Annotated in this window: 20 protein-coding genes; 11 read left to right on the top strand and 9 right to left on the bottom strand. The window is 52.3% G+C overall.

What is annotated here, in order from left to right; translation table 11 throughout:
- Positions 1-117: 117 nt before the first annotated feature.
- The 4 genes from ACFMKP_RS21265 (at position 118) to ACFMKP_RS21280 (ending at position 2962) form a co-directional block, all read left to right on the top strand.
- A complete protein-coding gene (locus ACFMKP_RS21265; protein ID WP_382294871.1) occupies positions 118-735 on the top strand; it encodes a class I SAM-dependent methyltransferase in 618 nt (205 codons plus the stop codon).
- Positions 736-1155: 420 nt separating this feature from the next.
- Entirely contained in the window at positions 1156-1494 is a 339-nt protein-coding gene (locus ACFMKP_RS21270; RefSeq protein WP_382294873.1) for a hypothetical protein, read from the top strand.
- Between the two features lie 27 nt (positions 1495-1521).
- Positions 1522-2082: a hypothetical protein gene (locus ACFMKP_RS21275; protein ID WP_382294875.1), complete on the top strand. Its 561-nt coding sequence runs from the start codon at positions 1522-1524 to the stop codon at positions 2080-2082.
- Positions 2083-2308: 226 nt separating this feature from the next.
- Positions 2309-2962 carry a redox-sensing transcriptional repressor Rex gene (locus tag ACFMKP_RS21280; protein ID WP_382294877.1) on the top strand — a complete coding sequence of 218 codons (654 nt, stop codon included), beginning with the start codon at positions 2309-2311 and terminating at the stop codon, positions 2960-2962.
- Here ACFMKP_RS21280 and ACFMKP_RS21285 read toward each other — a convergent pair.
- From ACFMKP_RS21285 to ACFMKP_RS21300, 4 genes are all read right to left on the bottom strand, one after another.
- The gene (locus ACFMKP_RS21285) at positions 2959-3762 is read right to left on the bottom strand and encodes a response regulator (RefSeq protein WP_382294879.1); all 804 of its coding nucleotides are present in this window, start codon (positions 3760-3762) and stop codon (positions 2959-2961) included. The two genes, ACFMKP_RS21280 and ACFMKP_RS21285, sit on opposite strands and share 4 nt — an antisense overlap.
- 164 nt (positions 3763-3926) lie before the next feature.
- On the bottom strand, positions 3927-5513 hold the full coding sequence (locus ACFMKP_RS21290) for a sensor histidine kinase (RefSeq protein ID WP_382294881.1): 1587 nt from the start codon (positions 5511-5513) through the stop codon (positions 3927-3929).
- Between the two features lie 292 nt (positions 5514-5805).
- Positions 5806-6126, bottom strand: coding sequence for a hypothetical protein (locus ACFMKP_RS21295; RefSeq protein ID WP_382294882.1), 321 nt, complete (start codon positions 6124-6126; stop codon positions 5806-5808).
- A gap of 72 nt (positions 6127-6198) precedes the next feature.
- Positions 6199-7962, bottom strand: a complete 1764-nt coding sequence (locus ACFMKP_RS21300; RefSeq protein ID WP_382294884.1) for a PhoX family protein — start codon at positions 7960-7962, stop codon at positions 6199-6201.
- Positions 7963-8118: 156 nt separating this feature from the next.
- On the opposite strand from ACFMKP_RS21300, the gene def reads away from it, so the two are divergent.
- The 7 genes from def (at position 8119) to ACFMKP_RS21335 (ending at position 15342) form a co-directional block, all read left to right on the top strand.
- Complete coding sequence (gene def, locus ACFMKP_RS21305; RefSeq protein ID WP_382294886.1) at positions 8119-8757, top strand: peptide deformylase; 639 nt, start codon at positions 8119-8121, stop codon at positions 8755-8757.
- A 109-nt stretch (positions 8758-8866) separates the two neighbouring features.
- Entirely contained in the window at positions 8867-9823 is a 957-nt protein-coding gene (locus ACFMKP_RS21310) for a UDP-glucuronic acid decarboxylase family protein (protein WP_054532902.1), read from the top strand.
- Positions 9824-9919: 96 nt separating this feature from the next.
- Positions 9920-11344, top strand: coding sequence for an O-antigen ligase family protein (locus tag ACFMKP_RS21315; protein WP_382294888.1), 1425 nt, complete (start codon positions 9920-9922; stop codon positions 11342-11344).
- A complete protein-coding gene (locus tag ACFMKP_RS21320; RefSeq protein ID WP_382294890.1) occupies positions 11341-12294 on the top strand; it encodes a GDP-mannose 4,6-dehydratase in 954 nt (317 codons plus the stop codon). The genes ACFMKP_RS21315 and ACFMKP_RS21320 overlap by 4 nt, the downstream gene beginning before the upstream one ends.
- A gap of 52 nt (positions 12295-12346) precedes the next feature.
- Entirely contained in the window at positions 12347-13507 is a 1161-nt protein-coding gene (locus ACFMKP_RS21325) for a lysylphosphatidylglycerol synthase transmembrane domain-containing protein (RefSeq protein WP_204753931.1), read from the top strand.
- A 7-nt stretch (positions 13508-13514) separates the two neighbouring features.
- A complete protein-coding gene (locus ACFMKP_RS21330; RefSeq protein ID WP_382294892.1) occupies positions 13515-13985 on the top strand; it encodes a DinB family protein in 471 nt (156 codons plus the stop codon).
- Positions 13986-14187: 202 nt separating this feature from the next.
- Entirely contained in the window at positions 14188-15342 is a 1155-nt protein-coding gene (locus ACFMKP_RS21335; protein WP_382294894.1) for a glycosyltransferase family 4 protein, read from the top strand.
- Between the two features lie 47 nt (positions 15343-15389).
- Here ACFMKP_RS21335 and leuB read toward each other — a convergent pair whose 3' ends face one another.
- The 5 genes from leuB to ACFMKP_RS21360 all read right to left on the bottom strand — a co-directional run bounded on the left by leuB (position 15390) and on the right by ACFMKP_RS21360 (position 20609).
- The gene (gene leuB / locus ACFMKP_RS21340; RefSeq protein WP_382294896.1) at positions 15390-16463 is read right to left on the bottom strand and encodes a 3-isopropylmalate dehydrogenase; all 1074 of its coding nucleotides are present in this window, start codon (positions 16461-16463) and stop codon (positions 15390-15392) included.
- A 444-nt stretch (positions 16464-16907) separates the two neighbouring features.
- A complete protein-coding gene (gene leuD / locus ACFMKP_RS21345; protein ID WP_382294897.1) occupies positions 16908-17498 on the bottom strand; it encodes a 3-isopropylmalate dehydratase small subunit in 591 nt (196 codons plus the stop codon).
- A 112-nt stretch (positions 17499-17610) separates the two neighbouring features.
- Positions 17611-19026 carry a 3-isopropylmalate dehydratase large subunit gene (gene leuC, locus ACFMKP_RS21350; RefSeq protein ID WP_382294899.1) on the bottom strand — a complete coding sequence of 472 codons (1416 nt, stop codon included), beginning with the start codon at positions 19024-19026 and terminating at the stop codon, positions 17611-17613.
- A 258-nt stretch (positions 19027-19284) separates the two neighbouring features.
- On the bottom strand, positions 19285-19689 hold the full coding sequence (locus ACFMKP_RS21355; protein ID WP_382294901.1) for a GNAT family N-acetyltransferase: 405 nt from the start codon (positions 19687-19689) through the stop codon (positions 19285-19287).
- The gene (locus ACFMKP_RS21360; RefSeq protein WP_382294903.1) at positions 19686-20609 is read right to left on the bottom strand and encodes a branched-chain amino acid transaminase; all 924 of its coding nucleotides are present in this window, start codon (positions 20607-20609) and stop codon (positions 19686-19688) included. Before ACFMKP_RS21360 ends, ACFMKP_RS21355 begins: the two co-directional genes overlap by 4 nt.
- Between the last annotated feature and the right edge of the window lie 6 nt (positions 20610-20615).

Raw genomic sequence — 20615 nt, forward strand, 5'->3', positions numbered from 1 at the left:
GGGCTGTAATCCAGTACTTGGCAGTAAATTTCTGCGCTCAATTCGGTATCAGGGCTGAGTTTTGGCCTAGGCTAGTTTGTTATAGTCAACCAAAGCGTTAATTGTAGGAGGTGTGTGATGGGCCGATTTGGCGAAGAACCGCTGGATTTTTTTACCAATGTCTATACTACTGTGCCGCCGTGGGATGTTGCTTCCCCGCAACCAGCGCTGATCGACTTGATCAAGGCTTTTCCACCGCAAAATCCGTTGCTTGATGTTGGTTGTGGTTCGGGCGATTTGGCAATTGGCCTCGCCCAACTTGGCTATAGCGTTGTCGGTGTCGATTTTGTGCCAAGCGCGATTGAGCAAGCACGCGAAAAAGTTGCGGCACTACCTGCTGAGGTTGCCCAACGACTGAGCTTTGAAGTTGGCGATGGCCTCAAGCCTTCGTTATTGCCAAGCAAATTTGGCGCAATCGTTGATACTGGCTTTTATCATTTGTTCAATGAGGCTGATAGCGAGCCATTTATTGCTGATTTAGCGCAAGCGTTGCAACCGCAAGGCCGCTATTATCTCTTGGCGTTTGGGGTTGAATTCGCCAGTGTCAACGTGCCCCGCGCCATCAGCGAGGATGAAATTCGCAGCCGTTTTACTGCTGAGCGTGGTTGGCGTATTCTGGCCTTGCATCCAGCCGAATTTCTCAATCGGGTTGGGCCGCCTGTCGCTTCTGTCGCCGCCTGTATCGAACGGATGTAGGTTCTGGGGATCAGTGGAACCACGAAGGACGCGAAGAGCGCGAAGGATAGGATGTTAGGCTATGGGCTATGTGTACTGGTCCATTGGATTGAAAATCAAGAACATGCCCTCACCCCCAGCCCCTCGCTCACTGAACGCGGGCGAGGGGAGCACGGGTTGCGTGGTTCCCCCTCGCCTCGCGGGCGGGTGAGGGGGCTTGGGGGATCGTCGTTAACGCAATGAACCGGTACAGCTATAGACTATTGCCTTCAGCCTTCTTCCTCTGCGTTAAAAGCAATTCACTTTTAGTCACAGATTCCACAGATTCGTTTGATTACGGTTTGCATAGCCAAAAGCCAATAACCTATCGCCACTATTGACGAGTAGACTGCAAATGCTTGATAATCGATCTTGGATTCAACCGCACAGCAAGGAGCCGTTATGCCAGAGATGACAACCTATGAACGAGCACTGCAAATTTATCAAGTGTTGATCGGTTTTGCTTATCAACGCCAAAACTTGACCTATACAACTCTAGGCAAATTGGTTGGTTTACCTCCGCATGGCCTTGCAATGCACCTTGATCATCTATTGCGCTATTGCAAAAACCAAGCGTTGCCACCAATTACAATTTTGGTGGTGCGTCAGGCAGAAGGCACGCCAAGCACTGGCTTTCCGTCGGCAACGATGGATCTTGATCAAGAGCGCGAACGAGTCTTTGACTATCCATGGTTTCGCCAAAAACCACTAACGGTCGAAGAACTCAAGCTATTATCCTAAAAATTGCCAAAGAGCGAGGAGTAGCCAATGAAATATTTCTATCTTCTGGTTGTTTGTTTAATGCTTGCGAGTTGTGAAACAGCGACCCCGCAGCCAACCTCGATTCCGCTCATTGAGCCAGTTATCCAACAAAAAATTGAACAAACAGCTGAACAAATCCTTGGCCATTCCAAGATTAATGATGTAGTTATTCATGAAATCCCTGGTTTAGAACGCGATCGCCTGTTTGTATTTTTATTTCAAGCCTCCGAGGGCTTGATGATTGGCTCAACGAGCGGTTGGCATGATCAAACACAGCAAGAATTTCATACCAAAGGGCTTAGTATCGATGGCTTAACGCCTATGACTGATCCATTTATTTCTCAAGTTTCGATTGAAAATGAGCCTTTTTATTTAGTCTATGGCTATATGCCAAGTCGAAGTGCGCAGTTGGCTAAAATTTTCTTGAAAAATGGCGATGTGTTCTATTTTGCTGCTGGTTCTGGTTTGCAAGCTCGCTTGCTGTTCTTGGCCAATCCTGCGGTTAAAGTTGAATTTGTGGATAATGCTGATCAGGTGATTCTGGAGCATCAACTGCATAGCAAATAATCTGCAAAAAGCGAATACAAATTGCTGGCTAGCTGCAAAATAGATTGATCGCACTAGCTAAACGGAGCATTAGAATCGCCTAAAAACGCTTGACATCTCCATAGTTTGCACTATACTTCACAATATCAATTGAGATGCGCAATGCAGCGCCAGCCTCGTTTGAGCAGCCTCAACGGTGCTTGGCCAGAGCGGCTCGTTTTGTGGTGTTTTCAAAGGAGTGTGCGGGATGGACATCTCCCCCAACGCAATTCCCGATGTTGTAGTGCGGCGATTGCCAATTTACGCACGTAGCCTGAGTTATTTGGCCGAAGAAGGTGTTCGCTCGGTTTCCTCGCAAGAGTTGGGGGAACGCATTGGGGTAACTGCCGCGCAAATTCGCAAAGATCTTTCCTATTTTGGTGAATTTGGCAAACAGGGCATTGGCTATAATGTCGAGTATTTGCTGGGCCATATTCGGCGCATTTTGGGTTTGCACGAAGTTTGGCCAGTGGTGCTGGTTGGGGTCGGGCCGCTTGGCCAGGCAATTGCTCGCTACGAGGGCTTTCGCTCGCGCGGCATCGATATTATTGGGGTTTTCGATAACGATGCCTCAAAAATTGGCTTGCAGCTAGGCCGCAACAGCGTTCAGCCCGATTCTGATTTGCCCAAGATTTTGAAAGAACATGGCATTCGTTTGGCAATTGTAGCCGTGCCAGCTGTGCGTGCCCAAGAAGTCGTCGATGTATTAGTTGAAAATGGCGTACAAGGTATTTTGAACTATGCGCCCGTGGTGGTGCAAACGCCCGATAATGTTTGGGTACGACATATCGACCCCGTGGCCTTGCTGCATAGCATGACCTATTATCTCTCGCGCGAAGACGAACACCACGCGATGAACTAGCGTTGGCTCAGCAAAATCGCTAGTTGCTGCAACAGCTGCTCAATTTGGCTCTCAAGTTTGCGGCGACCTAGCCCTAAACGGCCAGCGATGGTTTGTTGGGCAACTCCATGCAATAACAGCCCCAACAAGCGCGCCTGATCGCTTTCTAGCAAGGGTAAGCATGAGCGCAAGGCAACATGGGCGGCGGTTGCCCCGCCAAATTCGTGTTGCAGATCGAGGCCTGCTTGCCGCCCTTGCTCGCCCACGTGAAACCCCGTCGTTAGCACCGCCAAAAGATTGCGCAGGTCGTCGATATTCCACAAGCGTGGAGCTGCTCGCTGCTGTAACTCCAATAAATTCAGCACATCAAGCTGGCCTTGGCGAAACGCCACAGCGCTAATTTCATCATTTAGTGCAGGCACGGGCTGGGTGATTAATTCGGCTAGCCATTGAGCTTTAAGCGGCGTTAACGGTTTACGCAGCACTGCGCTACAGCCAGTTGCCAAGGCTGCCCACTCGCGCTGTGGATTGAGTTCGCTGCTAATTGCCACCAAATGTACTGGCGCATGGCGAGCTTGGGCCACTGCATCGCTAATTGCTGCTGCCAGCACCGTGCCCTCTAAACGTGGAAAGCTTGGGTCGGGCAATTTAATATCGAGCAAGCCCAACATTGGTTGCGTGGTTTGATCGTGCTCAAACCATTGCCAAGCTTGGCGAATTGAGCGCCAAATCGTTACTTCAAAGCCAGCTTCTTGCAACAGCAACTCGGCTAAGGTTGCATGAACGTCGCTATCTTCGACCACAAATGCTCGATACTTCACCGCTAAATCCTCCTAGATCGCTCGCTGTAGTAGTTGATTGGATTGGCAATGCCCTCACCCCCAACCCCTCTCCCACTGAACGCGGGCGAGGGGAGTCCTGATTCGGTAATTTCCCCTCATCTCGCGGGCGGTAGGGGGTAATCGGTAGTTAATGTAACGAACTACTACAGGTAGCTTCGTGGCAATTGAATGCAGGCCCAGGCTCCTTGACGATTTTCCAACTGTAGGCTGGCCCCAATTAAGCTCAGGTTGGCCAAAACACCGCGTAGACCAAAACCATAGCCTTCGCCATCGCTGCTGCTTGGTTCTAAATTGAGTACATGCTGCGGAAAGCCCGACCCATTATCGTGAATAAGAATCGTGATCTTCGTAGCATGGAGTTCGATGCTTAAACTCAGCTGATCGCCACCATGATCAAGGCTATTTTTCAAGAGATTATACAGTGCCCGCCCAAGTAAACGCTGGTTGGTGTGGGCCTGAATTGGTTGCAGCCGTGCTTGAATTTGCGGTTTGTTGGCTTTTTGGGCAAAAGCAGCACTGGCTTCTAATCGGGCAATTTCAGCGCTACAGATTTCAGCCAAATCAACCGGAGTTTGGTGCAGCATAGCTTTGGTTTGGGCGCGCGCAATATCCAACAGATCGTGCATTTGCTGACCAATATCTTCAATTTGCACCCGCAATAAATTCCATAATTGCATGCGTTGCGGTTGGCGCTCCAAGACATTGATTAAGCCTGTTGCGCCATCGATTGGCGAACGCAAATCGTGAATTGATGAGCGCAGCAGTTCGCGCAGAAATTCGGCCTCATCGCGGGCATTGGTTGCCTCGCGTCGCGCTTGTTCGAGCCGCAGCGAAAGTTGTTGGGCTTCGCTCATCTCAACGCTGATGCGCAGCAACAATAATGGCAGCAGCAAAAGCGCAAAACGCAGCTCACCAGTGGCAATTGTAAAGCCCAAGCCACCCAAAAAAATCACATATGGAATGCTGCGTTTGGCAAGCGTATCGATGCTTAGTTGATTGCTGAGCGGGCTAGTATCGTTGGGATGAATTGCCGCAGCTTGGGCCAATATCAGCCAAGCAACACAATATAACGCTCCAATTGGCAACCCAACTAATTTACTGCGGTCGAAAATCCAAGCCAAATCGACCAAACTCAAGGCCAAAATGCCGCTGCTGAGCTGGCGAAACAAGGCTTGCCAACGCTTTGGCTGTTGCTGGCGAATCAGATCGAGCGCGTAGAGCAATGAAAGGTCGGCTCCGACAAATAGGCCATCATACCAAGCAACGTTGGGCACAACTTGGCGAATCGCAATCGTGGTAATGATCATCAAGCCAACGCTCAAGCCAAACCAGTCGAGCACAATGCTACTGCGGCGGCGCTGGCTAAATGGCAGGCTCACAAAAAATGCCCCAGCCATTACCACGGTTGGCACATAGACAATAATTGGTAGCACAACTTGGCTTAGGCCTTTGATGCTCGTGAGCGTGCCGCCCAAGCCGCGATAAAGTGCCAACATGCCCCATTGCAAGGCCAAAATTCGCCAGCCTTTGGCCAACGCCGCATGTGGGCGCTGGATTGCAGGCAACCAAAAACGCCCGACACAGACCAGCAAAATCAGCACCTCAACCAAGCGACTGGTTGGGCCTGAGCGTTTGCCAAGGGCGGGCCAGATTAATGCAGCGGCCAGATACAGCAGCGCCGCCGCATACCACCAGCGGCTATATAACCAGCGATGCCAGCGTTCATGCATAGGGCGATTGTACGCGAGGCGGGCACTTGAGGCAATTGTATATCGTTCCCTCACCCCCAGCCCCTCTCCCACGGAATGCGGGCGAGGGGAGCAGCTACTGTTCACTAATGAATTCCGCAAGAACAATGTGGGCGAGGGGAGCAGCTACTGTTCACCAATGAATTCCGCAAGAACCATGAAGTTAAAGCCCCTCTCCCAGTGAATGCGAGGGTGGCTGGAGGTGAGAGGATCAATTCAAGGCTCCCCCTCGCCCGCTGCGTGGGAGAGGGGGTTGGGGGGTGAGGAGATCAATTCACGAAAGATAGCCACCGCCCAAGGGTGCTTTCTCGATCAGCGCTTGGCTGATGGCCCAATCGAAAAAGCTGTGCAAGGCTGCTTTGGCAACTTCGCGTTCGGCAAGGCTGAGGCTGCTCAAATAGGCCTGCACCCAATAGGTTGAAATGCTATCCAGCTCGTTGGGATAGCCGCTATCGAGCCAGCGTTGGGCAAAATCGTCGAGATATTCATTGTAATCGGCGGCCAGTTGGGGGCGGGTGCGCACCAAGGTTCCGCCAAAACTATCCAAAGCGCCCAACAACGTCTGTTCGTGCACCAAAAACTCTTGCATGGTCATGGCTAAACTCCCAAATCAAACAAAGGCGCAGCCCACCCCATTGGAGGCTACGCTATAGCTGCGATCTACGTTCTAGCGCTTGAAGCCAGTAATGGCGACGACCCCTGAACGTGGAACTTCGTTGCCACCGATTGGCCAGTGGCTGCTCAATTCAGTCAGGCTCTTGGATTCTTCGCCTGGGTGTTGAATTGAGAGGAACAGGGTGCGGCCATCAGGCGACCAGCATGGCCCGGTCAGTTCGCATTCAACTGGCCCTGATGCAAATTGGAAGGCGATGCCTGCATCGGGGCCGCTAGTGCGGAAGAAAAATAGACCATTGTTGCCTTGGAATTTGTAGATGCCTTTGTTGGTGCGCGATGATGAGATGTCGGTTACCATCCACAAGTTGCCTTCGCCATCGAACACTAAGTTGTCGGGCGATGAGAAGCCGCTTTGCGAGCCACCAACCGCAAAAATGCTCCAATCGAAGCTCATGGCGGCGGGGTTGCCATCGGTTTCGGCCAAGCGCACAATTTGGCCGTGGAAGTTGCCGTGGCCAGTGTTGTTGGTCAAGGCCACGTAAACGCTGCCATCAAGTGGGTGAATTTCAATATCTTCTGGGCGATCAACTGGCGTGGCTTTGAGCGCCATGGCTGCCGCTTGGGCATCGGCCAGCACATCTGCTTGCGAGGTAAAGAGCAAGTTGCCTTTGCTATCTTTGGCGCTTTGCAAGGCGCTTTGGCTGTTGTAATCGAGCAAAATCCATTTGCCATTGGCAAAGTCGGCGGCGTAGAGTTGGCCGCTTTCGAGAATTTGCATATTGCCTGGGCGATCGGCTAAGTTGGTCAATTTGCGCTCGGCCACGAATTTATAAACACATGAATCGGCTTTGTCGTCGCCCATATAGGCCACAACCGTGCCGTCGCCGCCAACCCGCACGGCCACATTTTCGTGGCGGAAGCGACCCAAGGCGGTGTGTTTGCGTGGCGTGCTGTTTTTATCGAATGGGTCAACTTCGACGACCCAGCCATAGTGGCGCTTGGCATAAATTTCTGGTTCCCAGCCGTAGCCAGTTGGCGCAGCATTGGGATAATCTTGGAAGTTTTCTTCGCAGCTGAGTGCCGTGCCCCAAGGCGTTACGCCACCTGAACAATTGCCAAGTGAGCCAATCGCGATTGGGCCGCCATCGATGTTGGCAGCAGGGCCCGTCAGGGTAATTGGCGTAGTTGCGTCGATGCGGCGGTTGTGAGCGGCATCAGTTTGGTCGAAATACCAGCGGCCATCGCTGTTGCGCTTGACCCGAATTACGCTCATTCCAACCATATGCTTTTCGGCGTTGATCTGATCGCCCGATTTTGCGCCCGAGCCAGTGTAGCCTGAGATAAACATCGGGTTGATATATTCGTGGTTGACCAGCAACAAGCCATCGCTGCTCGATAAATCGCTGCGGGTAAAGCCAAATTGAGGCCGAGTTTGGTCAAGCCCTTTTTCGAGCATATCGATTGGGAAGAAGGCCAAGAAGTCGGCATTTTCGCCGAACTGATTGCCATTGCCCATATCGTGGCCACGGTGGGCCAACAAATCGTAGCGAAAGCCTTCGGGCAAAATCAAATCGTCGGCAAGGCTGGTGCTGATTGGCTTGAATGGCAAGGAACCTTGGGCTTGACGCTGGGCCAAGGCTGGAACCGACGTTGGAGCGTTATATTGGGCAGCTTCAGCAGTTTGCAGATCCAACGGCAAGGCGGCAACCGCAGCGGCAGCAGCACCAGTCGCAACAAGGCTCCGGCGATTAATCCGACGTTCTAATAAATCGTGCCAAATACTTTTGCGCTCTGCACGCTGATCATGGCTGGTCATGGAATATCCCTCCAACTTGGCAACACACCATTCTTCAACTGGACACAGCCGCTAGTCTAGCCACGCCATGTCAAGCCCAACTCATCAGTATGTAAAGATCAGATTAAGAAATGAGGGTGCTATAATGAACGCTAGCAACAATAAGGAGGTTATCCCATGGCAGTACGACGGGTATTGCAGATAGAAGATCCAACCGATGCAGTGGTCTTGCGAGCCAAGGCCAAGCGCATTACCAGTTTTGACCAAAGCTTAGCGGGCTTGGTTGATGATATGATTGAAACCATGCGCGAGGCCCGTGGGGTGGGCATTGCTGCGCCCCAAGTTGGGGTTTCGCGCCGCGTGGTGGTAATCGAAGAGCCAGCCCAATATGAAGAAGACGAAGAAACTGGCGAGCGCACCGAAATTGCGCCTGCGGTTTTGTATGTTATGGTCAACCCAGAGATTGTTAAGGCCAGCGAAGAAACCCATATGTTGCAAGAAGGCTGCTTGAGCATGCCAGGCCGCTACACCAAAGTGCCACGCAACAAATGGGTCACGATCAAATATTACGATCTCAAAGGTCGCGAACAACGCTTGCGGCATATTCCCGCTGAAGATTACAAAGTTGGGCATATTGCACAGCACGAGTTTGATCACCTTGATGGGATTATGTTTACCGACCGCATGACCGAAGAAAGCAAGCTGGTCGATTATCGCAAAGAAAGTGAAAGTGCCCGCCTCAAACGGCGCGGTTTGTTGGCGCGCAAAAAACGCCCCGATCCTGAGCTAGAATCAGAATCGGCAGCCAATGAATAAGCACATGCTTCATCGAAGCAACGCTTAGAAATACTTAATATTCAGCCAAGCAATCTGCGTTTAGAATAGGGCGACTTCTGCGCCGATATTCTGTTTGAAGGAGTTCACGATGCGCGTGTTGATCACGGGAGCAGCAGGGTTTTTAGGCTCACACTTGTGTGAGCGTTTTCTTGCCGAAGGCCATTCGGTTGTGGGGATGGATAATTTCATCACTGGCAATCCGGAAAATATTGCCCATTTAGTTGGTCAAGACGATTTTCAATTTATTCGCCACGATGTGACCAACTATATTTTCTTGCCCGGCCCGCTCGATGCAGTGTTGCACTTTGCCTCGCCAGCCTCGCCAATCGATTATCTTGAACTGCCGATTCAAACGCTCAAGGTAGGAGCTTTGGGAACCCACAATGCCCTGGGCTTGGCCAAAGCCAAAGGCGCGCGCTTCTTGATCGCCTCAACCTCGGAAGTCTATGGCGATCCGCAAGTGCACCCACAACCAGAAACCTATTGGGGCCATGTGAACCCAATTGGGCCGCGCGGCGTGTACGACGAAGCCAAGCGCTTTGCCGAAGCCATGACCATGGCCTATCACACCTACCACGGCGTGCAAACGCGGATTGTGCGGATTTTCAACACCTACGGCCCACGCATGCGCTTGGCTGATGGGCGGGTTGTGCCAAACTTCATTCAACAAGCCTTGCGCGGCGAGCCGCTGACCCTCTACGGCGATGGCTTGCAAACCCGTTCGTTCCAGTTCGTGGGCGATTTGGTCGAAGGCGTGTATCGCTTGTTGCTCTCCGATGAGGTTGAGCCAGTTAACATTGGCAACCCCCACGAGTTCAACATGCGCGAGTTTGCCGAAATCGTCAATGCAATTACCAACAATCCTGCTGGCACGGTTGTCAAACCTGAACTTCGCATCAAGGACGATCCACAAAATCGCCAGCCAGACATTAGCAAAGCCAAACGGGTTTTGGATTGGGAACCACAAGTGACCTTGCAAGCAGGCTTGGAAAAAACCATTCCATGGTTTGCTGAGCAATTACGCAAACGTGGCGAAATTCAATAAGCCCAAGTTTCGCTTAGCAAGCGCCCTGAGCATCGGTGTGGATGACTCGGGCTTTTGGGATACCCAACAAGCGTTAGAGAGGAGCCACGCAACGCCATGCAGCGTCGAGCATTAACTTTGCGCGCCGTACAGCCATTAGATTGGCTGTTGGCAAGCTTGGGGTTGGCAGGAGTGGCCATCATCAGCCTGCTGCCATTTGCCCAAGCAGCAACATTAATTATTTGTGGCATGTTGTTGGTTGGCATGCTGATTCAGCCAGCGGTAGGCCTGAGCTTAACCGTTGCCACCGTCATGATTCAAGAGTTGCTGAGCTTTCCGCTTGGCCTAAGCGCAACCCATGTGATTGGCATCATGGCGCTGGGGGCGTGGCTCTTATATGGCATGGCGCAGCGTAAAATCATCATCGATACAACCTTGCTGGTGCCATGGAGCCTGTTTTTGATGGCGCTGCTGCTCTCGGCGGGCCTGACCGAATACAACGCGGTTGATGCCTTAAAGCAAGTGGTGCGTTGGTTTATGGCTTTTCTGGCTTTTGTGGTGACGGTTGCCACGATTACCACGCCCAAGCGGGCAATTGGTCTGATTGCGGTGATGTTTGCGGTTGGCGTAATCGAGGCGCTGATTGGCATTCAGCAATATCGGCTAGGCGCTGGCCCGTTTGCAATTGGCGAAAGCGTGCGCGCCTATGGCACGATTGGTAAACCCAATACCTTTGCTGGCTTTTTGGAGTTGATGTGGCCTTTAACCTTGAGCGTGGCCTTGGGTTTGCTCTGGTTTTGGTGGCAGCAACGCCAACGCTGGCACTATTTGCTGGGCGCGGCCTTGAGCGGCGGCGCAAGCCTGATTATTCTGGCGGCAATTGGCGTGAGTTTTTCGCGTGGGGCTTGGATTGGGATTATGGGAGCGCTGGCGGTGATGCTGCTGGCGGTTGATCGCCGACGCGCCTTGCCATTAATTGGGCTTGGCGGCGTGTTGTTATTGGCAATTATCAGCCAGCCAGAGCTATTTCCGGCGGTCATTAGCGAGCGAATTAGCAGCCTGACCAACAATCTGCGCATTTTTGATGCTGGGCGCGTAACCGTAACCGATGAAAATTTTGCAGTTGTCGAACGCATGGCCCATTGGCAAGCAGGGGCAAATATGTTTCTGGCCAATCCGATGCTGGGCGTTGGCCCCGACAACTTCAATCGGGCTTATCCTGAATTTTTTGTTGGCCGCTGGTCGGAATCGCAAGGCCACTCGCACAACTACTACATTCATATTGCGGCAGAAGCTGGTTTGTTGGGTTTGCTGGCCTATTTGGTGCTGATTGCGGCGGTTTATCGCCAAGCCTATTTGGCAATTCAAGCGACGCGCGGCACGGTTTGGCAGATGGTAGCGATTGGCTGCTGTGGTATCATAACCGCCATTCAGTTGCACAACATTTTTGATAATCTCCATGTATTGAATTTTGGAATTCATTTGAGCGCGGTGTGGGCCTTATGTGTGGTTCTGACACAGCGCCAAGGGTGGCGTGCATGACATATTTAGTAACGGGTGGTGCGGGTTTTATTGGCTCGCATTTGTGCGAAACACTGTTGCAGCGTGGCGAACGTGTCATTGCATTCGATAATTTCAACGACTATTACAGCCCCGAACGCAAACGGCGCAACGTGGCCGATTTGCTCAAGCACCCCAATTTTGTGCTCTGGGAAGGCGATTTGCGCGATCCTGCCAGCTTATTGGCTTTGTTTGAGCACCATCGCCCAAGCCATGTAGCCCATTTGGCGGGCATGGCCAATCCGCGTTATTCGTTGCAACACCCGGCGTTGTATAGCGCAGTTAATGTTGAAGGCTCGGTTAACGTCTGGCAGGCAGCGATTAAATATGGCATTCAAGCCTTTGTGCAGGCCTCAACGTCGTCGGTGTATGGGCTTGCGCCAACGCCATGGCACGAAGCTTTAGCCACCGATCAGCCCTTATCGCCGTATGCGGCCACCAAAAAAGCCGCCGAATTGCTGGCCTACACCTTCCATTATCAAAGCCAAATTCCCACCCGCGTGGTGCGTTTCTTCACGGTCTATGGCCCGAAAGGCCGCCCCGACATGACCCCAACGATTTTTGTTGAGGCCATGCGCAAGCAAGAACCAATTGTGCTTTACAATGGCGGGGTTGATGTCTACCGCGATTGGACCTACGTTGACGATATTGTTTCGGGGGTGATTGCGGTGCTCGATAGCGATCGGGCTTTTGATATTTTTAATCTTGGCAACTCAACCCCAGTAATGCTGCGCAGCTTTATTGATACACTGCAAGCAATTACGGGCATTGAAGCAATTATCGAAGCCAAGCCCTTATCCTCTGCCGACCCGCCAATTACCTTTGCCGATACCAGCAAGGCGCAACAATTGCTCGGTTGGAAGCCAACCACCGATATTGAGGATGGCCTAGAGCGCTATTGGCATTGGTACAAAAGCGAGTACGATTGCTAGATCGTTCGCCGATGCTGGCATTTGGCCTAGTGTTATACACAATTGGATCATTATGAAATCGCAATCTCACGCTAATACGCCGAGTTTACGCCCTGAGCAAACCGACCAAGGCTTACCGCGCCCTGCTGAAACCGAAGCGCTTGAGCAGTTGGTTGAACAGGCGGCTGAAGCAGCACCTTTAGCTGCTGATCAAATGCCCGAAGATTTGGCCGATGTTCGTTCGAGCGGCTTTTCGCTGCGCGATAAATTTCTGAACATTAAATCATTGGCATCGTTTGGGATTGCCTTTGCGATTCTTGGCTTTGCTTTTTGGCGGGCCGATATTAACTTGGCCGATATGTGGCGGCAAATCGGCCAGACTAATCCTTGGCTGTATGCTGCTGGCTTTCTTGTTTTTTATGGTCTTTTTCCAGTGCGTGCCTTACGTTGGCGAATTATTTTGCGCAGCGCTGGCTTCGAGGTCGATAGCCCTCAAGCCCGCAAGCGTTGGGCCGGAGTTGGGCCGCTCAGCGAGTTTATTGGGCTTTCGTGGTTTGCCAACTGTGTTGTGCCAGCCAAATTAGGCGATGCCTATCGCGGCTATTTGGTCAAGAAAAACGGTGATGCTTCGTTCTCGCGCACGCTGGGCACGATTTTCGCCGAGCGCATCGTCGATATGATTGTGCTGTTTGGCATGCTGGTGGTTTCGGGCTTGTTGGTTTTTCGCGGCCATCTCAATAGCTGGACGGAACGGCTCTTTATCATTGGCATCGTTTTGACAATTTTGTTGGTGATTGGCTTGATGTCGATGCGCTATCTTAGCCCGTTGATTCGCCGTGCCTTGCCAAAACGCTTTCACGATTTCTATGCTCGTTTCGAGGAAGGCACACTTTCATCGTTCCGACCTTCACGCTTGCCAGTGTTATTGCTGTTGACGATCGTCGTTTGGTTGGGCGAGTCGATGCGATTATTTTTTGTGATTGAAGCGATGGGCGGCTTAGGCTTATCATTATCAGCCATTATTTTCGTGGCTTTGGCTAGCTCGTTGTTAACCGCCGTGCCAGCCTTGCCTGGTGGCTTGGGCTTGGTCGAAGTTGGAATTGCTGGCGTGATGATGTTGTTTGATGTGGGCCAAACCACTAGCACCGCCGTCGCCTTTCTCGATCGCATCATCAACTACTGGAGCATCGTGATTTTGGGCTTAGTGTTGTATCTCTTCAGCAAACGAAAGTGAGCCATCCATGTTAACTGCTACCGAACGCGATGCGCTTGTAGCAACGATTTTGCATTTGCCAGCCCAGTTGCATGCGTTGGTCGATCGCTTGAATCTTGAGCAATTGAATACGCCTTATCTGGCGAACGAATGGACAGTTGCCCAAAATATTCATCATCTTGCCGATGCGCAGATGAATTTGTTTATTCGCATGAAATTGTTGCTGTTGGAAGAGCATCCAAACCTCAAGCCATTCGAGCAAGATACGTGGGTGACGACCGCCGATAGCATTGGCTCAATCGAGCCGTCGTTGCTGATTTTGCAGGGCTTGCAAGAACGCGCCGCAACCTTGGTCAACTCGCTTGATCTCGCCAGTTTTGAGCGCACTGCATGGCATCCAGAGAATGGCGAAGTAACGCTTGAGCAAATTGCGCGCTACTATGCCCGTCACGGCGAATTGCACCTTGAGCAAATTAGCCAAACTTTGGCAGCAAGCTGATCCACGAAGAGCACAAAGAGCACGAAGGCGAGTTTTGAAACCGCGAAGAACGCGAAGGGCACGAAGGGGGAGTTTTAACGCAGACGCTCAGACCACCCAACCAAACTCCCCTCGCCCGCGTCCCGTGGGAGAGGGGCTGGGGGTGAGGGGACACAAATTCTTATTCAAACTGATTATGCTCTATGTTCTATGCTCTTAACTTATGCACATAGCAATTGATTACAATGCAGCAGTGCGTCAAGGCGGTGGAATTGGCCGCTTTGTACGCGAAATAACCCAAGTTGCCGCGCAGGCAGCGCCTCAACATCGCTTTTCGTTGTGGTATGCAGCGCGTGGGCTTGACCCTAAAAGCGCTCAGATGCAGGCTTTGCATGAGCTTCAACGGCGTTTGCCCAATATCACGCCGCGGCCAATTCCCATTACCGAGCGCTTATTGACGATTCTTTGGCAGCGTTTGCGGTTGCCTTTGGCGGTTGAACGGATTGTTGGCGCGGTTGATGTGGTTCATGGCACCGATTTTGTGCTGCCGCCAACCACGGCCAAAACCCTGCTCTCGATTCACGATTTTGCCTATATCATCCATCCCGAAACTGCGCCGCCAGAATTGCGCCGCTATTTGGGTGGAGTGGTGCCGCGCAATATTCGTCGCGCCGACCATATTCACGTTAATTCGCGAGCAACCAAAGCCGATATGGAGCGCTTGCTTGGTACTGCGCCAGATAAATCAACAATTGTCTATTCAGGCAGTGGTAGCGATTTTTACCCTCGGCCTGAAGCAGAAATTGCTGAAATGCGCCAGCGGCTTGGCTTGCCCGAACGTTATCTTCTAAATGTTGGTACGGTGCAACCACGCAAAAACGTTGAGCGTTTGATCGAAGCCTTTGGTAAATTGCCCGCCGAATTGCGTAGTCAGCCCTTGGTGATTGGCGGTAAACGTGGTTGGTTGGCCGAGCCAATTTATGCGGCAGTCCAACGCTATGGCCTTTCCCAATCAGTCATCTTCTTGGATTTTGTCAGCGACAGCGATTTGCCCAAGCTCTACAGTGGCGCAACGGCGATGGTCTATCCTTCGCTGTATGAAGGCTTTGGCGTACCGATTGTCGAGGCCCAAGCCTGTGGAACGCCAGTGATTACCTCGACCATCTCGAGCTTGCCGGAAATTGCTGGCAACGCGGCCTTGCTGGTCGATCCTCACGCTACGGGAGCGCTGACGGCGGCCTTGCAAAAAGTATTAACCGAGCCAGAATTTTGCCAATCCTTGGCCGAGGCAGGCCCACGTCAAGCAGCCAAATTTACCTGGGAAGGCACAGGTTTGGGGATTTTGGGGTTGTACGAATTACTCGGCCAACAACGCTAAAATTCAAACGCCCCTTGCTCGCCATTGAACTCGGGGCGTAATTAATTCTAGCCCAAGCGCTCCAAAACAGCAGCGCCAACTTCTTTGGTCGAGCGAGCTTGGCCAGCAGGAGCCAAATCGCCAGTCAAAATGCCTGCATCAATCGTTGCGTAAACAGCTTTTTCAACTGCCTCAGCCTCTGCATTCAAGCCCAAGGAATAGCGCAACAGCAAAGCCACGCTCAAAATAGTTGCCAAGGGATTAGCCACGCCCTTGCCTGCAATATCTGGGGCGCTGCCATGAATTGGCTCATACAAACCAGCTTTGCCTTTGCCGAGCGAAGCCGATGGCAACAAGCCCAACGAGCCAGCTAACATCGAAGCCTCATCGGTCAGAATATCGCCGAACATATTTTCAGTCACAATCACATCGAAATCCGCGGGGCGGCGCAACAAGTGCATCGCGCAAGCATCAACCAAAATATGCTCAAGCTCAATCTCGGGGAATTCTTCGGCCACCACGCGGCTCGCTACCCGCCGCCATAAGCGTGAGGTTTCGAGCACGTTGGCTTTATCAACCGAGGTCACTTTGCCACGCCGACCACGCGCCAACTCGCAGGCCCGCCGCACTACGCGCTCGATCTCGCTGGTCGTGTAGATGCAGGTATCGATTGCTTGCTCTTCGTCGGGGCGAATGTAGAAGCTGGTTTTTTCGCCAAAGTAAATCCCGCCAGTTAATTCACGCACCACCAGCATATCGACACCCTCGACCAAATCGGGGCGCAAGGGCGAGCGGCTGGCCAAGGCTGGCGTTACGGCGACAGGCCGTAAATTGGCATACAGGCCCAAGGTTTTGCGAATGCCCAACAAGCCTTGTTCTGGCCGAACTTTGGCTTTGGGATCATCCCATTTCGGGCCGCCAACCGCGCCAAGCAGCACTGCATCGGCAGCTTTGCAAATTTCGACGGTGGCTTCTGGCAATGCTGTACCATGGGCATCGATCGCACAGCCACCGATTAAGCCTTCGCTGAAAGTAAAAGTATGACCATAGCGTTCAGCCACGGCCTTGAGCACCTCGACCCCTTCGGCAACGACTTCGGGGCCGATGCCATCGCCAGGTAATAAGGCAATTGTTGCTTGCATCAAAACACTCCTTGCTAATTTAACCAACAAGCGGTGGAGTTCCCTCACCCCAACCCCGCTCCCACAGAGCGGGCGAGGGGCTTCACTTGATGGTTTTGGCATGATTCATTGACCATCCATCGATGCTCCTCATCGCCCGCGTCCAGTGGGAGAGGGGGCTGGCTTTCAAGGGTAGGTTGTTAAGATCCCCTCACCCCAACCCCGCTCCCGTCCAACGGGCTTTAACGCCGTGATTCTTGCAAAAATCCTTGCAAAAACGGGTGCTCCCCCTCGCCCGCATTTTTGTGGGAGAGGGGTCTGGGGGGTGAGGGAACGCTCCACCGCCGACCCCGCTCCCGTCCAACGGGCTTTAACGCCGTGATTCTTGCAAAAACGGGTGCTCCCCCTCGCCCGCATTTTTGTGGGAGAGAGGGTTGGGGGTGAGGGAACATTATCCAAGCCTCATTATGCTCCAACGGTGTTTACGCGGGCGGCATGGCTGGTTTCGTAGGCTTGAATTGCAGCTTCTTGGGCTTGAATATAGCCTAATTGGTCGACTCCATGCAACAAGCAATGCTTGGAGAAGGCATCAATTGGAAAACTAATGGTTTCGTCAGCGACATGCACTTGTTGGTTGGCAAGGTCAACGCTCACCTCGATGGTTTGGTTGGCTAAGCATTGCTCGGTCAAGCGCGCCAAGGTTGGGGCATCGACCACAATCGGCAACAAGCCGTTTTTCAAGGCGTTACCTTTGAAAATATCAGCGAAATAGGTGCTGATGACTGCTTGGAAGCCAAAGCCTTGCAACGCCCACGGCGCATGCTCGCGCGAGGAGCCACAGCCAAAGTTATGGCCTGCAATAAGCACGCCAGCACCTTGAGCATAAGGTTGGTTGAGCACAAAATCTGGCTCGCTGCGCCAGTCGGTAAACAGCGCTTCGCCCAAGCCATTTTTATCGGTAACTTTCAAATAGCGCGCCGGAATGATCTGGTCGGTGTCGATATTTTCAATTGGCAAGGCCACTGCTTTGGCCTGAAATGTATTAATTGGCTGCATGTTAACCTCTATGTAATTATGAAATATGAGGGATGAATTATGAATAAGTATGATTGAATTCATAAATATCATCAAGATACTATTCATCCCTCATAATTTATACTTCATACTTCTATAAAATTTCTCGCACGTCGACGATATGGCCGTTGATGGCGGTGGCGGCGGCGGTCAATGGACTGGCGAGGAAGGTTCGTCCGCCCTTGCCTTGGCGACCTTCAAAATTGCGGTTGCTGGTGCTGACCGCATATTGGCCAGGTTGCAGTTGATCGCCGTTCATGGCGATACACATCGAGCAGCCAGCTTCGCGCCATTCAGCGCCCGCCGCGCGGAAAATTTGGTCTAAGCCTTCGGCTTCTGCTTGACGCTTGACTTGTTGTGAGCCGGGCACGACCAACATGCGCAAGCCATCGGCAACTTTTTTGCCATCCAACAACTTAGCGGCTGCCCGCAAATCGGAGATCCGCGAGTTGGTGCAGGAGCCAAGAAACACCACATCGACTTTTTGGCCAATCAAGGGTTGGTTTGGTTGCAAGCCCATGTAGTTCAAGGCTTTATCCAAGGCCATGCGTTGGCTATCGTCAGCCAAATCGCTGGGAGCTGGCACGTTGCCTGTCACCGGAATGCCCATACCCGGGTTGGTGCCATAGGTAATCATTGGAGCCAATTCGTCTGCATTCAAAACGACTTGTAGATCGTAAGTTGCGCCTTCGTCGCTAGGTAATGTGCGCCAATAGGCAACCGCCGCATCCCATGCTTCGCCCTTGGGCGTATACGGGCGATCCTTCAGCCACGCAAAGGTGGTTTCGTCGGGTGCAATCAAGCCAGCCCGCGCGCCGCCTTCAATCGACATATTGCAGATGGTCATGCGTTCTTCCATCGACAAGGCGCGAATCGCCGAGCCAGTGTATTCGAGCACATAGCCCGTGCCGCCGCCAACGCCAATTTTGGCAATAATCGCCAAGATAATGTCTTTGGCGGTTACGCCTGCGCGCAGCGTGCCATCGATGCGAATTTCGGCAGTTTGCGGTTTTTGCTGCAACAAACATTGGGTTGCCAAGACGTGACCAACTTCGCTGGTGCCAATGCCGAAGGCCAATGCGCCAAATGCGCCGTGGGTGCTGGTATGCGAATCGCCACAGACAATCGTCATGCCAGGCTGGGTGTAGCCTTGTTCTGGCCCAATTACGTGCACAATGCCTTGGTTTTCTGTGCCTAAGTTGTAGAGCGGCACACCAAAATCGCTACAATTTTGAATCAACTGATTCAATTGTTTGCGGGCAATTTCATCGGTTACGGGAATAATGCCATCAGCGCCGCGCGGCGTGGTTGGTGTGCTGTGGTCCATCGTGGCGAGGGTTTGGGATGGGCGGCGCACGGTCAAGCCGCGTTCACGCAACATCGTAAAAGCTTGCGGCGACGTAACTTCGTGCACCAAGTGCAAATCGATATATAAGGTTGCTGGCGATTCAGCGTCAGCAGCTTGAACAACATGCGCATCCCAGATTTTTTCAAATAATGTCTTGGCCATTGTGGTTCTCCAAATGTATAGTAGGGGTCGGGGGTCAGGGGCTGGGGATCAGTTTCCCCTTTTTGCCGCTAACCCCAAATCTCTAGCATAGAACTAACGAATGAAACCGCGAAGAACACGAAGATAACTAAGGATTCTGATTCCAAGTATTTGCATTTCTCATCCTTCCGTTCTCTGCGCCTCTGCGTTAAATTGAGACTTTATTTTTCTTCAGCCTTAACTTTGCGTTTCTTCGCGCTCTTCGCGGTTTCGGCATCCTCAACGTGTTCGTTTGATTTGCCAGCCGTTTGTGATCGATTCGAAGCCGACTTTGGCATAGTAATCGGCGGCGGCGGGTGCTGCTAAGAGCACTAAGGAACATTGTTCGCCAAGTTTTTCGCGGGTAAGCGCAATTAACTGGCGGCCAAGGCCCTGTTTTTGGTAGCGTTGGTCAACCGCCAAATCGGCAAGATAGGCGGCATAGCTCCAATCGGTGATTGTGCGGGCTACGCCGATCAGCTTTTCGCCATCCCACGCCGTTACGATCAAATCGGCATTGTCGATCATCGCTTGCATGCGCGCCAAATCGTCGACCGGACGGCGTTCGCCAAGGGTTGAGGCATTCAGCACAGCCACAAATTGCGCGCCGTTGATTACTGTGTCGCTGCTGTAGCGAATGCTCATCGCAAATACTCCAACCAGTTCCATTTATCGGCGGTTTTGCCGTTGAACAAGCCAAAGAAGGCTTCTTGCAACACGGTGGTAATTGGCCCGCGTTTGCCTTCACCAACTTGCACGCCATCGACCGAGCGAATTGGCGAAACTTCGGCGGCTGTACCAGTGAAAAACATTTCATCAGCAAGATAGAGAATTTCGCGCGGCAGGGCTTGTTCTCGCACCTCATAGCCAAATTCTTTGGCCAAGGTCAGCACGCTATCGCGGGTGATGCCCGGCAGAATCGCCGCCGTCACCGGCGTGGTATAAATCACATCATCGCGAATGATGAACAGATTTTCGCCGCTGCCTTCGCTCAACACGCCATTGACATCGAGCGCAATCCCCTCGGCGTAGCCGTTGAGCGCTGCTTCCATCACGATTAATTGCGAGGAAAGATAGTTGCCGCCAGCCTTGGCCATGGTTGGAATCGTGTTTGGCGCTGTGCGATTCCACGACGAAACGCACACATCAACGCCCAATTCTAGCGCTTCGGGGCCAAGATAGGCTCCCCATTCCAAAGCGGCAATCATCACATCAACCGGCGCTGCCAGCGGGTTTACACCCAGCACGCCATAACCACGCCAAGCCAAGGGCCGCAGATAAGCCGAATCTAAGCCATTTTCGCGTACCGCTGCATGACAAGCATCAGCCAATTGCGCTTGATCAAAAGGAATCGGCATGCGATAGATTTTGGCCGAATCGTACAACCGGCGCAGGTGCGGCTGCAAACGGAAAAAAGCTGGGCCATTGGGTGTGTTATAGGCGCGAATGCCTTCAAAAACCGATGAACCATAGTGCAACGCATGGCTCATCACATGCACCGTGGCCTTTTCCCATTCCACCAATTCGCCGTTCATCCAAATGTACTTGGTCGGTTTGATTGACATGCAGTG

The sequence above is a fragment of the Herpetosiphon sp. NSE202 genome (assembly GCF_042688385.1).
Classification (GTDB): Bacteria; Chloroflexota; Chloroflexia; order Chloroflexales; family Herpetosiphonaceae; genus Herpetosiphon.